This window comes from Pseudomonas sp. AC229, from assembly GCF_979254655.1.
The window spans coordinates 1-20,089 of record NZ_CEEDHK010000006.1 but is presented as its reverse complement, the minus strand read 5'-3'; the positions used below and the strand labels follow the sequence as shown (position 1 = coordinate 20,089).

Annotated in this window: 16 protein-coding genes and 1 pseudogene; 8 read left to right on the top strand and 9 right to left on the bottom strand. The window is 57.8% G+C overall.

What is annotated here, in order from left to right:
* The first annotated feature begins 17 nt into the window (after positions 1–17).
* From AC0IW7_RS09730 to AC0IW7_RS09705, 6 genes are read left to right on the top strand one after another with little or no spacing between them, the layout of a single operon-like run.
* Positions 18–629: a CDP-alcohol phosphatidyltransferase family protein gene (locus AC0IW7_RS09730; RefSeq protein WP_471817498.1), complete on the top strand. Its 612-nt coding sequence runs from the start codon at positions 18–20 to the stop codon at positions 627–629.
* A 27-nt stretch (positions 630–656) separates the two neighbouring features.
* Positions 657–2,426 (top strand): bifunctional alpha/beta hydrolase/class I SAM-dependent methyltransferase, encoded by a 1,770-nt coding sequence (locus AC0IW7_RS09725; RefSeq protein WP_471817496.1) that lies wholly within the window; start codon positions 657–659, stop codon positions 2,424–2,426.
* Positions 2,423–3,769 carry a phosphatase PAP2/dual specificity phosphatase family protein gene (locus AC0IW7_RS09720; protein ID WP_471817494.1) on the top strand — a complete coding sequence of 449 codons (1,347 nt, stop codon included), beginning with the start codon at positions 2,423–2,425 and terminating at the stop codon, positions 3,767–3,769. Before AC0IW7_RS09725 ends, AC0IW7_RS09720 begins: the two co-directional genes overlap by 4 nt.
* Positions 3,766–4,200 (top strand): hypothetical protein, encoded by a 435-nt coding sequence (locus AC0IW7_RS09715; RefSeq protein WP_471817492.1) that lies wholly within the window; start codon positions 3,766–3,768, stop codon positions 4,198–4,200. Before AC0IW7_RS09720 ends, AC0IW7_RS09715 begins: the two co-directional genes overlap by 4 nt.
* Positions 4,201–4,210: 10 nt before the next feature.
* Positions 4,211–4,855 carry a lysophospholipid acyltransferase family protein gene (locus tag AC0IW7_RS09710; RefSeq protein WP_122450040.1) on the top strand — a complete coding sequence of 215 codons (645 nt, stop codon included), beginning with the start codon at positions 4,211–4,213 and terminating at the stop codon, positions 4,853–4,855.
* 1 nt (position 4,856) lies between these two features.
* Positions 4,857–5,783 (top strand): phosphatidate cytidylyltransferase, encoded by a 927-nt coding sequence (locus AC0IW7_RS09705; protein WP_122492185.1) that lies wholly within the window; start codon positions 4,857–4,859, stop codon positions 5,781–5,783.
* Positions 5,784–5,819: 36 nt separating this feature from the next.
* Here AC0IW7_RS09705 and AC0IW7_RS09700 read toward each other — a convergent pair whose 3' ends face one another.
* The 9 genes and pseudogenes from AC0IW7_RS09700 to AC0IW7_RS09660 form a co-directional block, all read right to left on the bottom strand.
* Positions 5,820–6,758, bottom strand: a complete 939-nt coding sequence (locus AC0IW7_RS09700; RefSeq protein WP_471817490.1) for a carbohydrate kinase family protein — start codon at positions 6,756–6,758, stop codon at positions 5,820–5,822.
* 39 nt (positions 6,759–6,797) lie between these two features.
* Complete coding sequence (gene xylB / locus AC0IW7_RS09695) at positions 6,798–8,273, bottom strand: xylulokinase (protein WP_471817488.1); 1,476 nt, start codon at positions 8,271–8,273, stop codon at positions 6,798–6,800.
* Positions 8,274–8,282: 9 nt separating this feature from the next.
* Positions 8,283–9,791, bottom strand: coding sequence for a mannitol dehydrogenase family protein (locus AC0IW7_RS09690; protein WP_471817487.1), 1,509 nt, complete (start codon positions 9,789–9,791; stop codon positions 8,283–8,285).
* Positions 9,792–9,799: 8 nt separating this feature from the next.
* Positions 9,800–10,909: an ABC transporter ATP-binding protein gene (locus tag AC0IW7_RS09685; RefSeq protein ID WP_471817485.1), complete on the bottom strand. Its 1,110-nt coding sequence runs from the start codon at positions 10,907–10,909 to the stop codon at positions 9,800–9,802.
* Positions 10,910–10,936: 27 nt separating this feature from the next.
* Positions 10,937–11,770 carry a carbohydrate ABC transporter permease gene (locus AC0IW7_RS09680; protein ID WP_463384225.1) on the bottom strand — a complete coding sequence of 278 codons (834 nt, stop codon included), beginning with the start codon at positions 11,768–11,770 and terminating at the stop codon, positions 10,937–10,939.
* A gap of 14 nt (positions 11,771–11,784) precedes the next feature.
* Entirely contained in the window at positions 11,785–12,717 is a 933-nt protein-coding gene (locus AC0IW7_RS09675) for a carbohydrate ABC transporter permease (RefSeq protein WP_471817483.1), read from the bottom strand.
* Between the two features lie 90 nt (positions 12,718–12,807).
* The gene (locus AC0IW7_RS09670; protein WP_471817481.1) at positions 12,808–14,118 is read right to left on the bottom strand and encodes an ABC transporter substrate-binding protein; all 1,311 of its coding nucleotides are present in this window, start codon (positions 14,116–14,118) and stop codon (positions 12,808–12,810) included.
* A gap of 224 nt (positions 14,119–14,342) precedes the next feature.
* Positions 14,343–15,248 carry an AraC family transcriptional regulator gene (locus AC0IW7_RS09665; protein WP_122492177.1) on the bottom strand — a complete coding sequence of 302 codons (906 nt, stop codon included), beginning with the start codon at positions 15,246–15,248 and terminating at the stop codon, positions 14,343–14,345.
* A 69-nt stretch (positions 15,249–15,317) separates the two neighbouring features.
* Positions 15,318–16,154 (bottom strand): annotated as a pseudogene (locus AC0IW7_RS09660) (PA0069 family radical SAM protein); the annotation flags it as partial.
* Positions 16,155–16,192: 38 nt separating this feature from the next.
* Here AC0IW7_RS09660 and AC0IW7_RS09655 point away from each other — a divergent pair.
* Together AC0IW7_RS09655 and AC0IW7_RS09650 are read left to right on the top strand one after the other, a co-directional pair.
* Positions 16,193–17,923 (top strand): recombinase family protein, encoded by a 1,731-nt coding sequence (locus AC0IW7_RS09655; protein WP_471817479.1) that lies wholly within the window; start codon positions 16,193–16,195, stop codon positions 17,921–17,923.
* Between the two features lie 390 nt (positions 17,924–18,313).
* Positions 18,314–19,867: a hypothetical protein gene (locus AC0IW7_RS09650; RefSeq protein WP_471817477.1), complete on the top strand. Its 1,554-nt coding sequence runs from the start codon at positions 18,314–18,316 to the stop codon at positions 19,865–19,867.
* Positions 19,868–20,089 lie beyond the last annotated feature (222 nt).

The window sequence follows — 20,089 nt, the reverse complement described above, 5'->3', positions numbered from 1 at the left end:
TTCACTGCGAGCGCCCCATGCCGTCGATTTACGACCTCAAACCCCGCTTTCAGAACCTGCTCCGCCCCTCCGTTACCCGTCTGCATCAGCGTGGCGTCACTGCCAACCAGGTGACGTTGTTTGCCTGTGCCATTTCCATTCTGGTCGGCGCGGTGGTGGCGATATTCGCGGAACACCGCGCGGTGTTTGCGCTCTTACCGCTGTGGATGCTGCTGCGCATGGGCCTGAACGCTGTGGATGGCATGTTGGCGCGCGAGTTTGGCCAGCAATCACGCCTGGGCGCTTACCTCAACGAGATCACCGACCTGGTTGCCGATGCAGCGTTGTACCTGCCGTTTGCCTGCCTGGCCGGCGTGTCTGGCGCTGCTGTCGGCGCCGTGGTGCTGTTGGCCTGGCTAACTGAATACGCCGGCGTGCTGGGGCTGATGGTCGGTGCTTCGCGCCGTTACGACGGGCCAATGGGCAAAAGTGACCGCGCTTTCGTCTTTGGCCTGCTGGGCTTTCTATTGGCCCTGGGCATCGCGGTCGAACCATGGCTGACGGCGATCATGGCCGTGCTGGCGGTCTTGCTGGTTTACACCACCTTCAACCGCATCAAGCGCGGCCTGGCAGAGCAACCTGCCCACTAATCTCGATTCATTACAGGAATTCTACGGATGGAAACTCAACGCCAGCAGCACCACGCAACGTTTCCCACCCATGACGGCGTAGACCTCTTCTACCGCCACTGGCCTGCCCACGACGCCGCCGCTGATGCCCCGCGCAAAGCCATCGTTTTGCTGCACCGTGGCCATGAACATTCCGCGCGTATGGCGCACCTGGTGGACGAACTCAATCTGCCGGATTTCAGCTTTTTCGCCTGGGACGCCCGTGGCCATGGCCACTCGCCCGGCGAGCGCGGCGACAGCCCGAGCTTTGCCGCCAGCGTGCGCGACGTGGAAGACTTCGTCGCCTTCATCCAGCGCGAGCATGGCATCGCCATTGAAGACATTGCGGTGGTCGCGCAAAGCGTCGGCGCCGTGCTTGCCGCTACCTGGGCCCATGACTACGCGCCGCGCATCCGTTGCATGGTGCTGGCCTCGCCGGCCTTCGACATCAACCTGTATGTGCCCCTGGCGCGCCCCGGCCTGACCTTGCTGCGCAAGCTCAAAGGCAACTTCTTCGTTAAAAGCTATGTGCGCCCCGGCATGCTCACCCATGACAAGGCGCGCGCCGAGAGCTATGCCAACGACCCGTTGATTGCCAAGGCGATTTCGGTCAATCAGCTGCTCGGTCTGTATGAAGCCGCTGACCGTGTGGTGGCCGACGCCGAGGCCATTCAGGTGCCGACTCAACTGTTGATTTCCGGCGCCGATTTCGTGGTCAAGCGCAAACCCCAGGAGCTGTTTTTCCAGCGCCTGGGCACGCTGCAAAAAGAGCGTCATCTGCTCCCCGGTTTTTACCACGACACCCTCGGTGAGGCTGATCGCCACCTGGCTGTGAACAAGGCGCGTGGCTTTATCGAACTGCTGTTCAGCCAACCGTCGAGCCGGCCGGAACTGCTCACGGCCGACCGCATCGGCTTCACCAAGGCCGAAGCCGAAGGCCTGGCCACACCGCTGCCGCCGCTGTCGCCAACCGGCCTGTATTGGCGCGCCACCCGCGCCTCGATGGGCCTGGGCGCCAAGTTGTCGGCCGGGGTAAAGCTGGGTTTCGACACCGGCTTCGACTCGGGCAGCACCCTGGATTACGTGTACCGCAACAGCCCGACTGGCACCGGTTCGCTTGGCCGAATGATCGATACCAACTACCTCAACTCCATCGGTTGGCGCGGCATTCGTCAGCGCAAGCTGCACATTGAGGAGCTGCTGCGCGACACCCTGCAAACGTTGCAGGCGCAGGGCAAGCCGACGCGCATCGTCGACATAGCTGCGGGCCACGGCCGCTATGTTCTCGAAGCGCTGCAAGGCCTTGCTCAGCGCCCGGACTCGATCCTGCTGCGCGATTACAGCGACCTCAACGTCAGCCAGGGCCAGGCGCTGATTAGCGAAAAGGGTTTGAGCGATGTCGCTACGTTTGTAAAAGGTGATGCCTTTGATCCGGCCAGCTTGGCGAGCCTGGATCCCAAACCGACCCTGGCGATTGTTTCCGGCCTGTATGAGCTGTTCGGTGATAACGGCATGGTCAGCGCTTCGCTGGGTGGCCTGGCGCAAGCCGTCGAGCCAGGCGGTTATCTGATCTATACCGGCCAGCCCTGGCACCCGCAGTTGCAACTGATTGCCCGCGCGCTGACCAGCCACCGCGGCGGTCAGGCCTGGGTGATGCGCCGTCGTACGCAGGCGGAAATGGACCAGTTGGTCGAAGCCGCCGGCTTTCGCAAGGTGACTCAGCGCATCGATCAATGGGGCATTTTCAGCGTCAGCCTGGCGCAGCGGATCGGGGCATGAGCGAGGCCCTGACCCTGGCGCCGGTTTATCCGCAACTGAGCGTGCGCCAGCGTTTTCCCCGGGCGCTGGTGTGGCTGCTGATTCTGGCGCCACTGTTCTTCGCCACCTACAGTTTGGCCAACTGGTTCACCAGCCAGCGTGCGGACGTCGGCACCCTGGTGTTTGCCTGGGAGCAGCACACCCCGTTTTGGGCCTGGACCATCGTGCCCTACTGGTCCATCGACTTGCTCTACGGCTTGTCGCTGCTGCTGTGCAATAGCCGTCATGAGCTGGATATCCATGCCCGGCGCTTGCTCAGCGCGCAGGTTCTGGCGATTGCCGGGTTCCTGTTGTTTCCGCTCACGTACACCTTTTCCCGCCCGGAAATGACCGGCTTTTTCGCCTGGATGTTTGAGGTGTTGATGGGTTTTGACAAACCGTTCAACCAGGCGCCGTCGCTGCATATCGTGCTGCTGATTGTGCTGTGGGTGCGCTACGCCGCTCACACGCCGGAAGGCGTGTTGCGGTGGTTGCTGCACCTCTGGTTTGGGCTGATCGGCCTGTCGGTGCTCACCACCTACCAACACCATTTCATCGACTTGCCCACCGGCGTTCTGGTGGGCTGGCTGTGCATCTGGCTGTGGCCGCTGGACCGCCCCAGCCCGCTGGCGAACTTGCGCTGGCAGCCGCAGGCCAAAGGGCGCCGTCTGGCGTTGTACTACGCGCTTGCCGGCGTGGCGCTCGGTGCGCTGGGCATCAGTGTTGGAGGTCTGGGTTGGTGGCTGACCTGGCCGGCCACGGCGCTGTGCCTGGTGGCCCTGAATTACCTGGTGGTGGGCGCGACCGGTTTCCAGAAGCACAGCGACGGCACGCTCAGTTGGGCCTCGAACTTTCTGTTCGGGCCCTACCTGATAGGCGCCTGGGTGAACTCGCGGTTGTGGACCGCGCGCCAGCCGGCGCCGGTTTTGATCATGGATGACGTGTGGCTGGGGCGAATTCCCAACAAAGGCGAGCTGGACGACACGCCAATCCGGGCCATTGTCGACCTGTGCGCCGAGTTGCCGTGCGCCAGCGGCGGCCGCGCTTACCGAAGCCTGCCCACGCTCGACCTGTTGCCGCCGAGCCCCGAGCTGCTGCGCGCGGCTGCCATAGCCATTGAGCAGGCGCGTCAGCAAGGCCAGGTGCTGGTGTGCTGCGCCCTTGGTTATTCGCGCAGCGCCGCAGCGGTAGCCGCATGGCTGTTGCATAGCGGCCGTGCTGCCACCCCGCAAGCCGCCGAAGCGATACTGCGTCAGGTCCGCCCCGGCGTAGTGCTGCGAGAAGGGCACCTGCGCAATTTGGCTGCGATGGACGCCGGCACATGAGCGACCTGCGTTTGCTCAGCTGCGCGCGCTTACTGGAGCAGGGGCAGCGTCTGGATCAGTTGTCCACCAGCCTCAGCGTCGTGGCATTGGCCGGCGCCTTGCTCGTGACCATTCACTACCAACTGCTGCTGGTCGCCGGGTTGCTGGTGCTCACGTTGCTGGCAGGCGCTTTGGAAAAATACTGGGCCATGCGCGTGGCCTTCGACGCGGCGCTGTTTGCCCGCTTGGCCGATGCCGCTGACCTGCGCGCGGCCACCGTGGAACTGGACAACGGCTTGCTCGGCCTGGGCCTGATGCCGGCTGCCAACGTCGGACGTGACTGGACCCTGCGCTGCAAGGGCGCCTTGGGGCTGCTGCGCAAGCAGGGTCTGGCACTTGCTGTACAACTGCTGTTAGCGCTGGCTGCTGTGGCGGCTGGCGCGTTTGCCTAGAGGACGGCACATGTCACGTGTATCGCAATACAGCTGGCGCGGCGCTTTTGTCGCCCGCCTGATTATCGGCTTTGCTGCTGCCATCACCGGCGCCCGCGCGCTGTGGGTGGGCTGCACGCCTGAGCCCAAAGCACGGGTGTACTTCGCCAACCACAACAGCCATGGCGACTTCGTGCTGCTGTGGTCGTCGCTACCCAGCCACATGCGCGGCAGCACCCGGCCAGTGGCCGGCGCCGACTACTGGGCCAAGGGCGGTGTGCGCAGCTTTCTGATCAACAAGGTGTTTCGTGGCGTGTTGATCGCGCGCTCGCCCACCGCAACCGACCCCAACCCCATCGACCAGATGGCCGCGGTGCTCGAAGGCGGCGAGTCGCTGATTCTGTTCCCCGAGGGCACGCGCAACCTTGAAGACGGTTTGCTGCCGTTCAAGAGCGGCCTGTTCCACCTCGCCAGCCGTTGCCCGGACGTCGAGCTGGTGCCGGTCTGGATCGATAACCTAAAACGCGTGATGCCCAAAGGCCGCACGCTGCCGTTGCCGTTGCTGTGCACCCTGACCTTCGGCACGCCCCTGCAGTTGCTCGAAGGCGAAGCCAAAGCGGACTTTCTCACCCGCAGCCGCGAGGCATTGCTGGCCCTGACGCCCAAGGAGTCCTGACGTGGATCGGCAAACGCTTAACGTATTTATCGCTGTCGGTTTATTCCTCGCACTGGCCTCGCTGGTGGGGCAAATCCTCAAGTGGAAAAAAGGCGCAACGCCAGTCATCGACAACCTCAACGCGCGGATCAACGCGTGGTGGGTGATGGTCGCGGTGCTGGGCGTCGCATTTTTCTTCGGCAAGCCCGGGGTGTTGCTGCTGTTTTACCTGCTGTCGTTCTTCGCCCTGCGCGAATTCATCACCCTTACGCAAACCCGTGGCGGCGACTACCCGGCATTGGTGGCCGCGTTCTACTGCGTGCTGCCGTTCCAGTATTTTCTGGTGTACATCGAGTGGTACGGGATGTTCAGCATCTTCATTCCCGTGTTCGTGTTCCTGCTGATGCCATTTCTGGCGTCACTGGGCGGCGACACCACGCGCTTTCTGGAGCGTACGGCCAAGGTGCAGTGGGGGCTGATGATTTGCGTGTTCAGCATTTCCCATGTGCCAGCGTTACTGACCCTGAACATCGCCGGCTACGAAGGCCGCAACTTGCTGCTGATCGCGTTTCTGGTGCTGGTGGTGCAGTCCTCGGACGTACTGCAATACATCTGGGGCAAGCTGATGGGCAAAACCAAAGTGGCGCCAAACCTGTCGCCCTCGAAAACCCTGGAAGGCCTGATCGGCGGCGTGGTATCGGCCACTCTCCTGGGTGGTGCGCTGTTCTGGATGACGCCGTTCAGCTTCCTGGGTGCGCTGGCCTTGGCGTTTGTGATTTGCCTGATGGGCTTTATCGGTGGGCTGGTGATGTCGGCGATCAAGCGTGACCGTGGGGTGAAAGATTGGGGCCATATGATCGAGGGCCACGGCGGCATGCTCGACCGCCTCGACTCTGTGTGTTTCGCCGCCCCGGTGTTCTTCCACCTGGTGCGCTACAACTTCACCTGAGCCTGGGCGATCGTCTGCCGAGGGCGTTGAGGCCGGTTAAACCACCACCTCATGCGCCCTGGGCAGATCCGGCCCGGTGCGCGAGCAGGTGACGGCAGCGGCTGCCACCGCGTAGCTCAGCAACGCATCGAGCTGCTCCCGGCTCAACCGCGCCATTCCTTCCGGGCTGTCCAGCTCCGCCCGCGTCAGCCACGCCAATAGCGCCGCCTGAAACGTATCCCCAGCGCCGACGGTGTCGCGCACGTCAATGCGCCGTGACGGCACCGACACCACGCCATGCTCACGGCTGAACGCGGTGGCGCCTTGGCTGCCACGGGTCATCACCACCAACTGGCAACGGCCACCGAGCCAGCGCTGAATAATCTGTTCCGGCTCAATGCCGGGGTAGAGCAAACCCAAGTCTTCGTCGCTGACTTTGATCAGGTCGGCCAACTGCGCCAGTTCTTCCACACGCTCGCGCCACAGCGCGGCATCAGGTTGAGGGTTGAGGCGGACGTTGGGGTCGAGGCTGATCAGGCGCTTGCCGCTTTCGCGACGAATCAGCTCCAGCAGGGTGTCGCCAATGGGTTGCACCACCAGCGAGAACGAGCCCACGTGCACACCGCGCACCTCGCTGCTCAAGGCCGGCAGATGTTCCGGGCGCACGGCGCGGTCGGCGCAGCCTTCGCCGCGAAAGGAATAGTGCGGGTGGCCGTTGCCGTCGAGGGCGACCATGGCCATGGTCGTGGGGCAGTCGCTGGCGATCAGGAAGTCTTCGCGTACGCCTTCTTCTTCCAGCACCCGGCGCAGGCGGGCACCGAGAAAGTCGGTGGACAGGCCGCCAAACAGCGCCGACTTCACGCCCAACCGACGCAGGCCCACGGCCACGTTGAAGGGTGAGCCACCGGCGATGGCTTTGTAGTCCAGCTCGCTGCTGCGCGCGCCGGCCGCCTGGGTGAAAAAGTCGAACAACGCTTCGCCGCAAACCAGGTACATGTCGAACTCCTGAACAAAAGGGATTGGCTGTTTTTACGCCTATTGCACCTGCATCACCTGCTGGCGGTAACGCTGGTACACCGGCTCGTACGCGGCGCTGGCTGCGGGGTTCGGCTCGGTGTGCGTGCGCAGGTCGAGGCTTACGCAGCGGTCGCACAACGCGTGCAAGCTGCCTTCGCCGCCGCTCCACGCCGCCTGAATCGCCGCGCCCAGGGCTGCCGCTTCGGTGTGCTGCGGGCAGACCAGTGGGGTGGCCATGATATCGGCGACTACTTGGCGCCACACCGAGCTTTTTGCGGCGCCGCCGATCAAGCGAATTTCCCGGCTTTCGATGCCGCTGGCGCGCAGCAAATCCAGGCCGTAGCGCAGGCCAAAGCACACGCCTTCCAATACGGCGCGGCAGAGGTTGGCGCGGGTGAGGTTATCGCTGGTCAGGCCCAGCAAACTGGCGCTGGCGTTGGGCAGTGCCGGTACCCGTTCGCCGTTAAGGAAGGGCAGCATCAGCACGCCGCCGGCGCCAATCGGCGCTTGCATGGCCAAGGCGCCGAAGCTGGCGAGGTCCAGTTCCAGCAGCTCCTGGATGGCGCCGGTGGCGTTGGTCAGGTTCATGGTGCAGATCAACGGCAGCCAGCCGCCGGACGATGAACAGAACGTGGCGACCGAGGCGTGCGGGCTCACCTGGGGCTGGTCGGCGAAGGCGTACAGCGTGCCCGACGTGCCCAGGCTCATGGTGATGGCGCCGGGGCGGATATTGCCGGTGCCGATGGCGCCCATCATGTTGTCGCCGCCGCCACTGGCCACCTTCGCGCGAGGGTTCACGCCCAGCCGCGCGGCGACGTCGGGCAGTAGGGTGCCGACCGATTCATCGGCGCCGATCAGGGTGGGCAGCGCGTTGTTAAGGCGCCCGCTGGGGTCGATCAGGCGCAGCAAGTCGTGGTCCCAGTCGCGGGTGCGCACGTTGAAATAGCCGGTGCCGGAGGCGTCGCCGTATTCGCTGCAGGCGCGGCCGGTGAGCCAGAAATTCAGGTAGTCGTGGGGCAGCAACATGTGGGCGATGCGCTTGTAGAGGGCCGGGTGGTGTTTTTGCGTCCACAGCAGTTTCGACACCGTGTAGCCCGGCGCAATCGCCACGCCGAGGCGCGCCAAGGAGCCCTGCTCGCCGCCGAGAAAATCCAGCAGTTGCTGATTTTCTGCCGCCGATTCGGTGTCGCACCACAGCTTGGCCGGGCGCAGCACCTGGCCCTGGGCGTCTAGCAGCACCAAGCCGTGCTGTTGGCCTGAAACACCGATGCCGGCAATCGCCTCACCGCTAACACCCGCGTCGGCCAATGCCGCGCGGGTGGCGTGTTCGAAGGCGCTGAGCCAGTCCGCCGGTTGCTGTTCGCGATGGCCGTTGGGCCCGCTGATCAGCCGGTGCGGCGCGCCGCCCGCGCCCAACACCTGCCCGCTGCTGGCGTCGAGTACCAGCGCCTTGGTGCCTTGGGTGCCGCAATCAATGCCGAGGTACAAGGCCATGGCCGGACCTCAGCGCTGCTGGTTCAACGGACCGACACGCCCGCCGTCGCCGAGCAACGCCTGCAACGTGCCGGTCACGCCAAGGGTGCGCAGGTTGTGCAACTGACGCTCGAAAGCGGCAACAAACGCAGCCGAGCCTGGAATGGCCGGGCCGAACACGCGGTCGGCGCCAAGCAAGCGCGTGGTGAGGGCGGCCTTGTCAGCCACCAGACCTTGCGCCCACTCCCCGTGCGGATCGGGAATGCGGTAGGCGGTGCCGTTTTCATCCACACCATCGAGGTACACCGCCCAGGCCGCGACGACCAAGGCAGCACGGTCGAGTTCGGCGCCGTCGGCGATCAAGCGGTTCAGCGTCGGCACAATGAATTTAGGGAATTTCGAGGTGCCGTCGGAGCACACGCGCTCCAGTTGGTCAGCGATGGCCTGGTTGGAAAAGCGCTCGATCAGCGTGTCCTTGTAAGTGGTCAGGTCAATGCCCGGCACCGGCGCCAGTTGCGGGGTCACGTCCAGGTCCATAAAGCGCCGCACGTAACGGCGGAACAGCTCGTCGTTCATGGCCTCGTGCACGAAGCGGTAGCCCTTGATAAAGCCCAGGTACGTGAGCGCCAGGTGGCTGCCGTTGAGCAGCTTTATTTTCATCTCTTCATAGGGCGACACGTCGCCGGTGAACTGCACGCCGACGGCTTCCCATGCGGGGCGGCCGTTAACGAATTTGTCTTCGAGCACCCATTGCAGAAACGGCTCGCACACCACCGGCCAGGCGTCGTCGATGCCGTGTTCGCGGGCCAATTGCTGGCGATGGGCGTCGCTGGTCATGGGCGTGATGCGGTCGACCATGGCGTTGGGAAAGCTGACGTTGGCGTCGATCCATGCGGCCAGTTCGGCGTCGGCCAGCCGCGCGTAACTGAGCAGCGCTTTGCGGGTGACGGCGCCGTTGTGCGGCAGGTTATCGCACGACATCAGCGTGAATGCAGGCGTGCCTTCAGCGCGGCGTTTGGCCAGTGCGGCGCAGAGGAAACCGAACACGGTGGTGGGTGTTTGAGGGTTGGCCAGGTCGTGCTGAATGGCGGGCAGGTCGGCGAGAAATTCGCCGCTGGCGTCGTCGATGCAATAGCCGCCTTCGGTGATGGTCAGCGAGACAATGCGAATCGCCGGCTCGGCTAGTTTGTCGATCACCGCCTGCGCGCCGTCGGCAGCCAGGAGCATGTCGCCGATCACGCCGACTACGCGCACTTCCAGGCTGGGCACATCGCCCAGTTCCACTTGCGTGTAGAGGTAATCCTGGCCGGCGAGCGCGTCGCGCATGGCTTTGTCTTCGGCGCGCAGGCCGATGCCGCAGATGCCCCAGTCCATGTCCTGGCCGCTGTTGTGCAGCGCTTCGGTGTAGATGGCTTGATGGGCGCGGTGAAAGCCGCCGACGCCAATATGGGCGATGCCTTGCTGGCGCGCGCCCAAGTCATAGGTGGGCACGGCGATGTAGGGCACCAGGCGGGACAACGTGGAGCGACTGAGTTTCATAAAAGTCCTTACGCCGCCTGCTCGGTAGCGCTGCGTTTGTCGATGGCGGTGCCATTGGCATCGAAGAGGTGGCAGTGCGCCGTGTCGAAGGCCAGCTCCAGCGGTTGGCCGTAGGCCGGGCCGAAGTCGCCGCGCACGCGGATGGTCAGTGTTTCGCCGGAGGCGGTGCGCACGTGGCAATAGGTGTCGCTGCCCAGGCGTTCGCTGACGTCGGCGACCACCTGCAACTGGCCTTGCCCGGCCGGCACGATATTGAAGTGTTCCGGCCGCACGCCCAGCGTCACGCTAGCGCCGGTCGACAGCGCGCAGGCCTCACGCGGCAGATGCAGGTTGGCGCCGGCGTCGAGCTGCACTTCGCAGCTGCCGCCATCTACCTGGCCAACCGTGCCGCGCAAAAAGCCCATCTTCGGCGTGCCGAGGAAACCGGCAACAAACAGGTTGGCCGGGTGGTTGTACAGCTCCAGCGGCGAGCCCACTTGCTCTACGCGGCCGCCGTTGAGCACCACCACTTTGTCGGCCAGGGTCATGGCTTCGACCTGGTCGTGGGTCACGTAAATCATGGTGGCCTTCAGCTCTTTGTGCAGGCGCGCCAGTTCCAGGCGGGTTTGCACGCGCAGCGCGGCGTCGAGGTTGGACAGCGGTTCATCGAACAGGAAAATTTTCGGGTTGCGCACAATCGCCCGGCCGATGGCCACGCGCTGGCGCTGCCCGCCAGACAACTGCTTGGGCTTGCGCTCCAGCAGCCGCTCCAGTTCGAGAATGCGCGCGGCGTTGTCCACTTTGGCTTGCACGGTGGCTTTGTCGACCCGCGCCAGGTCGAGGGCGAACGACAGGTTTTTGCGCACGGTCATGTGCGGGTACAGCGCATAAGTCTGGAACACCATGGCCAGGTCGCGCTTGGCGGGGGCCAGGTCGGTGATGTCTTTGCCGTCCAGCGAAATGGTGCCGCTGGTAACTTCCTCCAGGCCGGCAATCAGGCGCAGCAAGGTGGATTTACCGCAGCCCGACGGGCCGACAAACACCACGAATTCGCGGTCGCGTACGTCCAGGTCGATGCCTTGAATGATGGCGTGGCCATCAAAGCCTTTTTGCAGATTGCGGATGCTGAGGTCAGCCATGTGAGCACTCCTTGGAAACCAGGCCGGTCATTTCACGGCACCAAAAGACAGGCCACGCACCAGCTGCTTCTGGCTGATCCAGCCGAAAATCAGAATGGGCGCGCAGGCGAGGGTCGAGACGGCGGATAACTTGGCCCAGAACAACCCTTCCGGGCTGGAATAGGACGCCACCAGCGCGGTGAGCGGGGCGGCGGCAGACGAGGTGAGGTTGAGCGACCAGAAGGCCTCGTTCCAACACAAGATCAGCGACAACAACATGGTCGAGGCCAGGCCGCCGCGGGCGATGGGCAGCAGCACGCGGCCGATTTCCTGAAAGGTGGTGGCGCCGTCCAGCCGCGCCGCTTCGAGGATATCCACCGGAATATCTTTGAAGTACGTGTAAACCATCCACACCACAATCGGCAGGTTGATCAGCGTGTAGATCACAATCAACGCCAGGCGCGAATCGAGCAGGCCCATGCTTTTGCACAGCAGGTAAATGGGCATGAGCACGCCCACCGGCGGCAGCATTTTGGTCGACAGCATCCACAGCAGCGTGCGCTTGGTGTGGCGGCTTTCGTGGAAGGCCATGGAGTACGCCGCCGGCACCGCAATCAACATGCACAGCGCCGTGGCGGCGAAGGAAATCAGCACGGAGTTCCAGGCAAAACTGAAGTAGTCGCTGCGCTCGTTGATGTGCAGGTAGTTCTCCAGCGTCGGCACAAAGAACAGCTGCGGCGGCGTGGCGATGGCGTCCATTTCGGTTTTGAAGCTGGTGAGGATCATCCAGAAAATCGGGAAGAAAATCAGCAGCGCCACCGCCCAGGACAGCGTGCCCACGACCACGCTTTGCAGGCGCCGGGATTGCTTCAAGGTCAGCATCGTCAGGCTCCTTTTTACGGTTGGTCAGTGAGGTTTTTGCCAATCATCCGCACCAGGATGATGGCGGCGATATTGGCGATCAGCACGGCGATCAAGCCGCCCGCCGAGGCCATGCCCACGTCGAATTGCAGCAGCGCCTGGTTGTAGATCAGGTACGCCAGGTTGGTCGATTCGTAGCCCGGCCCGCCGCTGGTCGTGGTGAAGATTTCGGCGAATACCGAGAGCAGAAAAATGGTCTCGATCATCACCACCACGGCAATCGGACGCGCCAGGTGCGGCAGGGTCAGGTGCCAGAAAATCGCGATGGGGCCGGCGCCGTCGAGGCGCGCGGCTTCTTTCTGGTCTTGGTCGAGGGACTGCATGGCCGTCATCAAAATCAGAATGGCGAACGGCAGCCACTGCCACGACACGATAAAGATGATCGACAGCAGCGGATGGTGCGCCAGCCAGTCCACCGGCTGGGCGCCGAAGAAGCGCCACACGGCCGCGAGAATGCCGGACACCGGATGGAATATCAGGTTCTTCCACAGCAAAGCGCTGACGGTTGGCATGATGAAAAAAGGCGAGATCAACAGCACGCGCACAATGCCGCGACCCCAGAATTCGCAGGCCTCCAGCAACGCGCTAATCAGCACGCCGAAGATCACGCTTATGGCCAATACGCTGCCCACCAGGGTTAGGGTGTGCAGCGCGCCGGGCATAAAACCGGGGTCGGTGACGAAGAACTCAAAGTTCTCCAGGCCGACGAATTCGTTCTCGCCAGGCGACAACAGGTTGTAGCGGATCAGTGAGAAATACACGGTCATGCCCAGCGGCACGATCATCCACAACAGCAGCAGGGCGACGGAGGGGCTGACCAGAAACCAGCCCGGCTTCAGCGCCCGCCGCTTGGCGCGCGGTGCGGCAGCGGGTGCGTTGGCAACGGTGTCGAGAACCGAGGAACTCATGGCGACTCCATGACAGGGTTAGAACGCCGGCGCGGGGGAGCGCGCCGGCGGGGTGCCTCTACGGGGGAAAGAAGGCGTTACGTCGGCGGACTATTTCGGGTAGCCCGCGCGCTTCATCTCACGCACGGTGCTGGCCTGCGCGGCGCTCAGCGCCTGGTCGACCTGCATCTGCCCGGTCAGCGCGGCGGCGAACAGCTTGCCGACTTGCGTGCCGATGGCCTGGAACTCCGGAATGGTCACCAACTGAATGCCCACATACGGCACCGGGCGCACGCCAGGGGCGGTCGGGTCGGCGGCTTTCAGCGATTCCAGGGTGACCTTGGCGAACGGCGCGGCGCTCATGTAGGCATCGTTGTAGGTCGAGGCGCGAGTGCCTGGCGGCACGTTGGCGACGCCGTCTTTCTCGGCAACAAGTGCGCCGTATTCCTTGGAAGTGGCCCAGGCGCTGAATAGCTTGGCGGCGTCTTTGGCTTTGGAGCTGGTGGGAATGGCCAGTGCCCAGGAATACAGCCAAGTCGCGCCCTTGTCCGTGACTTGCTTGGGCGCGAAGGTGAAGCCCACATGCTCGGAAACCTTGCTTTGCGCTTTGTCGGTCACGAACGAGCCGGCCACGCTGGCGTCGACCCACATGCCGCATTTGCCGCTGTTGAACAGCGCCAGGTTTTCGTTGAAGCCGTTGCTTGAGGCGCCGGGCGGGCCGAATTTATTCATGGTGGTGACGTAGAAATTCAGCGCGTTTTTCCATTCGCTGCCGTCAAATTCGGGCTGCCATTTCTCATCGAACCAGCGCGCACCGTAGGCGTTGCCGATGGTGGTAATCAGCGCCATGTTTTCGCCCCAACCGGCTTTGCCGCGCAGGCAGATGCCGTACTGGCCCTGGTCAGGCTTGTGCAGTTTTTCAGCGAAACCGGCGAGCTGTTCCCAGGTCGGGTGCTCGGGCATTTCCAGGCCGGCGGCCTTGAACAGGTCGGTGCGGTAATAGGTGATGGAGGCTTCGGCGTAGAACGGTAGCGCATAGAGCTGACCCTTGGCCGACAGCCCTTCGCGCACGGAAGGGAACACGTCGTCGAGGTCGTAGGTGGCGGGCAGGTCTTTCATCGGTTCGAGCCAACCCTTGGCGCCCCACAGCGAGGCTTCGTACATGCCGATGGTCAGCACGTCGAACTGGCCGCCCTCGGTGGCGATGTCAGTGGTCAGGCGTTGGCGCAGGACGTTCTCTTCGAGAACCACCCACTTCAGTTTGATATCGGGATGCTGCTCTTCGAAGGTTTTCGAGAGCTTTTGCATGCGGATCATGTCGCTGTTGTTGACCGTGGCGATGGTCAGGGTTTCGCCCGCCAGGGTAACGGCGGACGACGACAAGCAGAGGGCGGCAACCAGTGCCTTGAGCGTGTGGTTCATGGTGTTGAACTCCTCTTGGCAGCCAGGTCGGCGGCGCAAGACATTATTGTTTTTGTTTGACCGGGGTCGATTACACGCCGGCTCGCCAGCGCAAACAACGCCTTGCCTGCACCGCGACCGATACTTTTTTGCGGTCCGTCTGTAGGGCAATTCGCGCAAAAGTGCACGCCGCGCCGCTTTAGCGCGCTGATTTGAGGCGGAAGTGGTGAGTCACGCGGTGTGAATCAGTACCGGTTTTGCTCGGTCATGCGTTGCGTGACCAGCCGTCGGTAACCGGACGGCGTCATGCCTTTGAGTTGCTGGAAGCGCCGGTTGAAGTTCGACACGTTGCTGAAGCCGGATTCGAAGCACACGTCGGTCACCGGCTTGTCGCTGGTGCTGAGCAACTCGCAGGATTTGCTCACGCGCAGGCGATTAACAAACTCGACAAAGCCGCGCCCGGTGGCCTGCTTGAAGAAGCGCGAGAAGTACGTCGGCGTCATGCCCAACTGCTCGGCGACTTGCTCTTGGGTGAGGTCTTGCACGTAGTGCTGAAAGATAAAATCCACCGCGCGGTTGATGCGCTCCACATTGCTCTCGTCGGCCAGTTGCGTGGCCCGCACGCCGGAGAGCAGTTGGTAATCCTCGGTGGCGGCGAGTAGCTCCATCAAGATCAGAAAATGGCCCAGGCGCGTCATGCCGCTGGACTCGGCAATGCGCTGCATCAGGCCGCGCGCTTCGCTGATCAAACGCGGGCAGCGAAATTCGATGCCGTATTGCGCGCGGCCCAACAGCGGCGCCAAGCCCTGAAGTTCCGAGAACACTGCGCTGCCGCTGTCGAGCACTTGGTCGGTGAAATTCACCAGCATGTCGCGCTGCGGATACACCTCGTCTGCCGCCACCTGGCTAATCCAGTTGTGGGGCAAATTGGGGCCGGTGAGAAACAGCGTGTCGGGGGCGAAGTTGCCGATGTAGTCGCCGATAAACACCTTGCCCGAGCTGGCCACGATCAGGTGCAGCTCGTACTCCTTGTGGAAGTGCCAACGCACCAGCGGGCTGGGGAAACCGTGCTGGCGATAGATCAGCGAATGACCTTCGTGGTCATCCATCAACTCGTAGGAGGGGTCGGTAATTCGCGACGTACGGGCCATGCTGCGCTACCAGAAACAGAGAGGCTGAGGCGCTAAACCTTAGCGCGACCCGCCTGCGCTGCCCAGCGCTTAGATCAGCGTCATTTGTGCGCCGGGTGGGCAAAATTGGCTGCAATCCAGGCCGGGATCGCCGCGTCGGTTGAGGTCCAGGCGCTTGATGGCCAGTTTGAAACGCTGGCTCAGCAGTTCGGCGAACACGCCTTCGCCTTTCATGCGCACGCCGAAACGGCTGTCGTAATTTTTGCCACCGCGCGACTGGCGTATCAGGCTCATGACGTGGGCGGCGCGGTCAGGGAAATGGCTGGTCAGCCACTCCTCAAACAGCTCGGCAATTTCCAGCGGCAGGCGCAGCAGCACGTAGCCGGCCGAGCGCGCGCCGGCCTCTTTGGCGGCGGCGAGAATCTGCTCCAACTCCATGTCGGTGATCATCGGAATCACCGGCGCCACCATGGCGCTCACCGGCACGCCGGCTTCGTGCAGCTCTTTCATGGCCCGCAAGCGCGCCTTTGGCGAGGCGGCGCGCGGTTCCATGATGCGTTTGAGTTCATCGTCCAACGTGGTCAGGCTAAAGGCCACGCTCACCAGGTTGCGGCTGGCCAGTTCACTGAGTAGATCGAGGTCGCGCAGGATCAGCGAACTCTTGGTGATGATGTGCACCGGGTGGCGATAGCGCAGCATGATCTCCAGGCTGCGGCGGGTCAGCTGTTGCTCGCGCTCGATGGGCTGGTAGGCGTCGGTATTGATGCCCAGGGCGATGGGCGCCGGCTCGTAACGGGGCTTTTGCAGCTGCTCTTCCAGGCGGCTGGCCAGGTTGGTTTTGGCGATCAGCTTGGTTTCAAAATCGATGCCGGGCGACATATCCCAGTAGGCATGGCTCGGGCGGGCGAAGCAGTAGATGCACCTGTGCTACGCTATAAGACACTCGAAAGCCCGGAGCGTCTGAAATGCAACGCAAGTGCTACTCATACATACGTTTCAGTCATAAAAAGCAAGAGCTAGGTACGAGTTTTGCGCGGCAGAGCGATATTCAGCATTTTGTTGATAAACACAACCTCATCGTAGATACGACACTTGAAGACCTGGGCGTTTCAGCTTTTCGAGGAAAAAACGCAAAACAAGGCCAGTTAGGCGGATTTATCGACCTTGTTGAACAAGGCTTGATTGAACCTAATTCAATTCTACTGATTGAAAACTTCGACCGTCTTTCAAGACAAAAAGTAATTAAATCCACGCAGATTTTTCTAAATCTACTTAATCGCGGTATAGATATAGCTATTCTAGATTCTGGAAAAATCTACTCGAAAGATACGCTTTTATCATCTGATTTTTTTATTGCAGTGATTGAGTTTGAACGAGCAAACGCAGAATCATCAAGAAAAAGCGACTTCACAAGCTCGGCTTGGAATATTCACCGTGATGAAATGCGAAAAACAAAAGCTGTTAAAACTAGAAAAACACCGAGTTGGATAGGGGTTAGTGGCGTAGTTAAAGCTCGACCAGGTGATGAATCAGCCAAGTTTTTTATTATCGAAAATGAAGCTCGGAAAATCAGAAAAATTTTCGATTTAGCTTTATCAAAAGGTTTGAGCGAAACGGCAAAGGCTGTTAATGATTGGCTTGAACCAGATGAACCAAAATATTCTATTCATCAAATACAATACCTCCTCAAAAATAGAAAGGTTATAGGCGAACATCAGCCTATGAAATTTCACGAAAGTGAAATGGGACAGATGAAGCTAATGCCCGAAGGACCAACAATCCATGACTATTATCCTGCGATTGTGGATAAAACCATTTTTGAGGAAGTACAAGAAAAAATTTCTGGACGTAAACCTTTTTCGGGAAGGTTTAATAAATCAAGATTAAACGTATTTCAAGGCTTTATTACATGCTACCACTGCCATGGGACAGTGAGATACATGGATAAATCTAGCAGTGAAAGAAGCAATAAGCATTATTTCGTTTGTACAAACTCAATGTCTGGCAAGTGCGTTTTAGATAAACGACTCACGTACAACGCAAGTGAAGCAATGCAGTTTTTCTTTGAAAAAACAGACCGGTTAAATCTATCCGAAATTTTTGAAAATGATGAAAATATTTTACGCCTCAATAACTCAATCAAAGATGCTGAAAGAGCTTTAAAAAATACAAATCATCAGCTTGAACAGTTAAAGAAGCAAATCAGAGAAATGCTCCGCATTGGCAAAAATATATCTGACACATTGAACGAAATGCTTATCGAGTTTGAAACGTTAAAGCGTGAACAAACCAACACGTTAAAAACGTTGAAAGAAGAAAAAGAAACGTCAGTAGCACAGATTGAAGTTTCTAGAAATTTCAATCAGGAAAATATTCTAGAACTGCTAAATGACAAGAGTGATGAAGCAACACGAAAAAGAATTAATATTAACAACCATCTGAAACAAATAATTGAGAATATCCAATTTTTTTGCAGGGGTTATTCAAAGAAAAACCCTATCACCGGTGTTGAAGATAAACGTTCGACTTTAATTCCAACAATGATAGTAAAATTTAAAAATGGCGCAGTGAGGGTCATTGTTGAAAATGAATTAATAAAAGACGTAGGTGAACAGTCTGGCGGTGCAGAACTTTACCTAGAAATTTTAGAAGATATGCACCAACAAATGATTCTGAAAAAGGCGCTGACAGTATAACCACTTGGTAAGCCCTTTTCGTTGGACGATTAAAAATCGTCTAACGAAAAGGACTCAAATAAAAGTCAGCTTAAAAGTTGAAGTATGACATTCAAATGCTAATATATTAATATAAGTGTAAATGCGAAGTAATTAAGTAACTCGCTACACTATCCCCACACTTTTTTCGCTGCGCTCAAAAGTGAGGGAATAGTTAGCTCGCAATTGGTCATTGAGACAGAGGCAAAAGCAAAAAGCGAAAGTCAAAATCAAGGGCACTAAAAATCTAAAAAAGTAACGCTGTCGCTCATACTATTTTCGATTGTTTAGAAGTGAAACGAGTTATAAAAATTTAGCAGTCTGCTAATTATTTTTCTAACACTTTCACCAAAACAACAACCGAGAAAAACAATGAAGAACATAACAATATTTTACAGACAAATGAATTACAAGAATATCGGAAAGGGTATCGCTACACTTCAAAAATCGTTGCAGCATTCGTTGAGAGTTACGCCCAACAACCCCACCAAAAACCTAGAATGGAATGAGTCTAAATCCGCACATAATCAAATTTATTTGCCCGAACAAAACAAAGTCTTTGCGTTAGATTCTCTATCACAAGAGGAACGAGTTAATATAATTTCAAACATCATAGACGATGTAAAAGTTAACAAAAAATCCAACTCAATTGACACAGAAAATAAAAATGATTTGGGCAAGTATAAAGCAAAACTTAACAAAATACTTAAAGCGTCAACTGACAATCCAAAGCTATATAACTATCTTAACAATATCATAAACTCAAAAACTGAATTAGACAGTGAAATAGAAAAAAATCATTTTGGTCAGTTTGAATTAACAAGAAAGAATCAAAAGATTGAGTGCCTCGGCAAATTTATAGAGCTTCACAACAAAGTGCTAAACCCAAAAAATACAAAGGAAATAGGACTAAATGAAGCGGTTATTCAAGAAGCTGTTTTTAAAATCCCATCAAGAAACGATGTTAAAATTTCTTTAACTGACACGGTAGAAATTCAAGCATCGTTTTACAAGAAAAACTTTCCTGACTATCAAATCAAAGCCATTGCTATTCACGGTGATGAATCAGACGAACATTCTCATATCTTCGTTTCTACAAAGAACAAAAGAACCAACAAGCACGACTTACTAAAAGCACAATATAGATTCGTTGAACAAAATATTGACGAAGAACGATTGAGCATTTTGAAAAACGAACCAAGTAGCTATAAACGTAAAAAATTACAGGCTGAATATTTTCAAGTTCTTTTCTATGCTCACGCAAACCAAACCCTAAATGAATTAGGTTTAAATGCCAAAGTTTTAGAAAAGACAGAAGAAAATAAAGCACGTATGAGAGTGATTGAAGAGGACGCAAAACTACCAAAAATTGAAAGACGCTTCAACTTCAATAACTTACAGCTAAAAAAGCAAGGTGAAAATATTAAAACCCTAGCACTGCAAGCCAATAAGTTAAAAACAGAAAATAACAAATTAGAGAATAGTAATAACTCATTACGCACAGAAAATAACTCATTAGAAGAAGAAAATAATTTATTAGCCACGGACAACAACTCATTAAGAATAGAAAAAACATCTTTAACCACAAACAATAACGCTTTAAGAAAAGAAAAAAATTCTCTCACCACAGAAACCGTATTATTGAGAAATGAGAAAATCGAATTAAATGATTCAATAAAGTCTTTAAAAAACACATACTATAAAGTCGTTGAAAGTCTTGAATATATTGCAGAATCACTGATTGACTTTGTAAGAGATAAAATGAGTAGAATCAATACCGACAAGCGAGAGATACAAATAACAGCAAGTATTAATAAATTTCTCGACGATGTTGGGACACCAGAGCAAGTCAATAATTTAGTTGATGATATTGCTAGTCAAGCTGAACATCGAGTGAGACCCGCTGTTTTAAGGTTTAAAGTCTAACCTATGCCCTTGGAACACGCCCGAAAAGCCGCATAGGCTCGGGCGTCCTATCTGGACACGATTAATGCACCTTGACCCATGGGGTCAATCATATGAGTGAATCAATAAGAGAGAATAGCAGAATGGCTTTTAATAGCTTTTAAGGCTTTTGGCCCCCAACCGGGGGGTTTGGGGGGGATAACACAAACATACAAAGTAAATAACGGCAGTACCTGCCGCAAA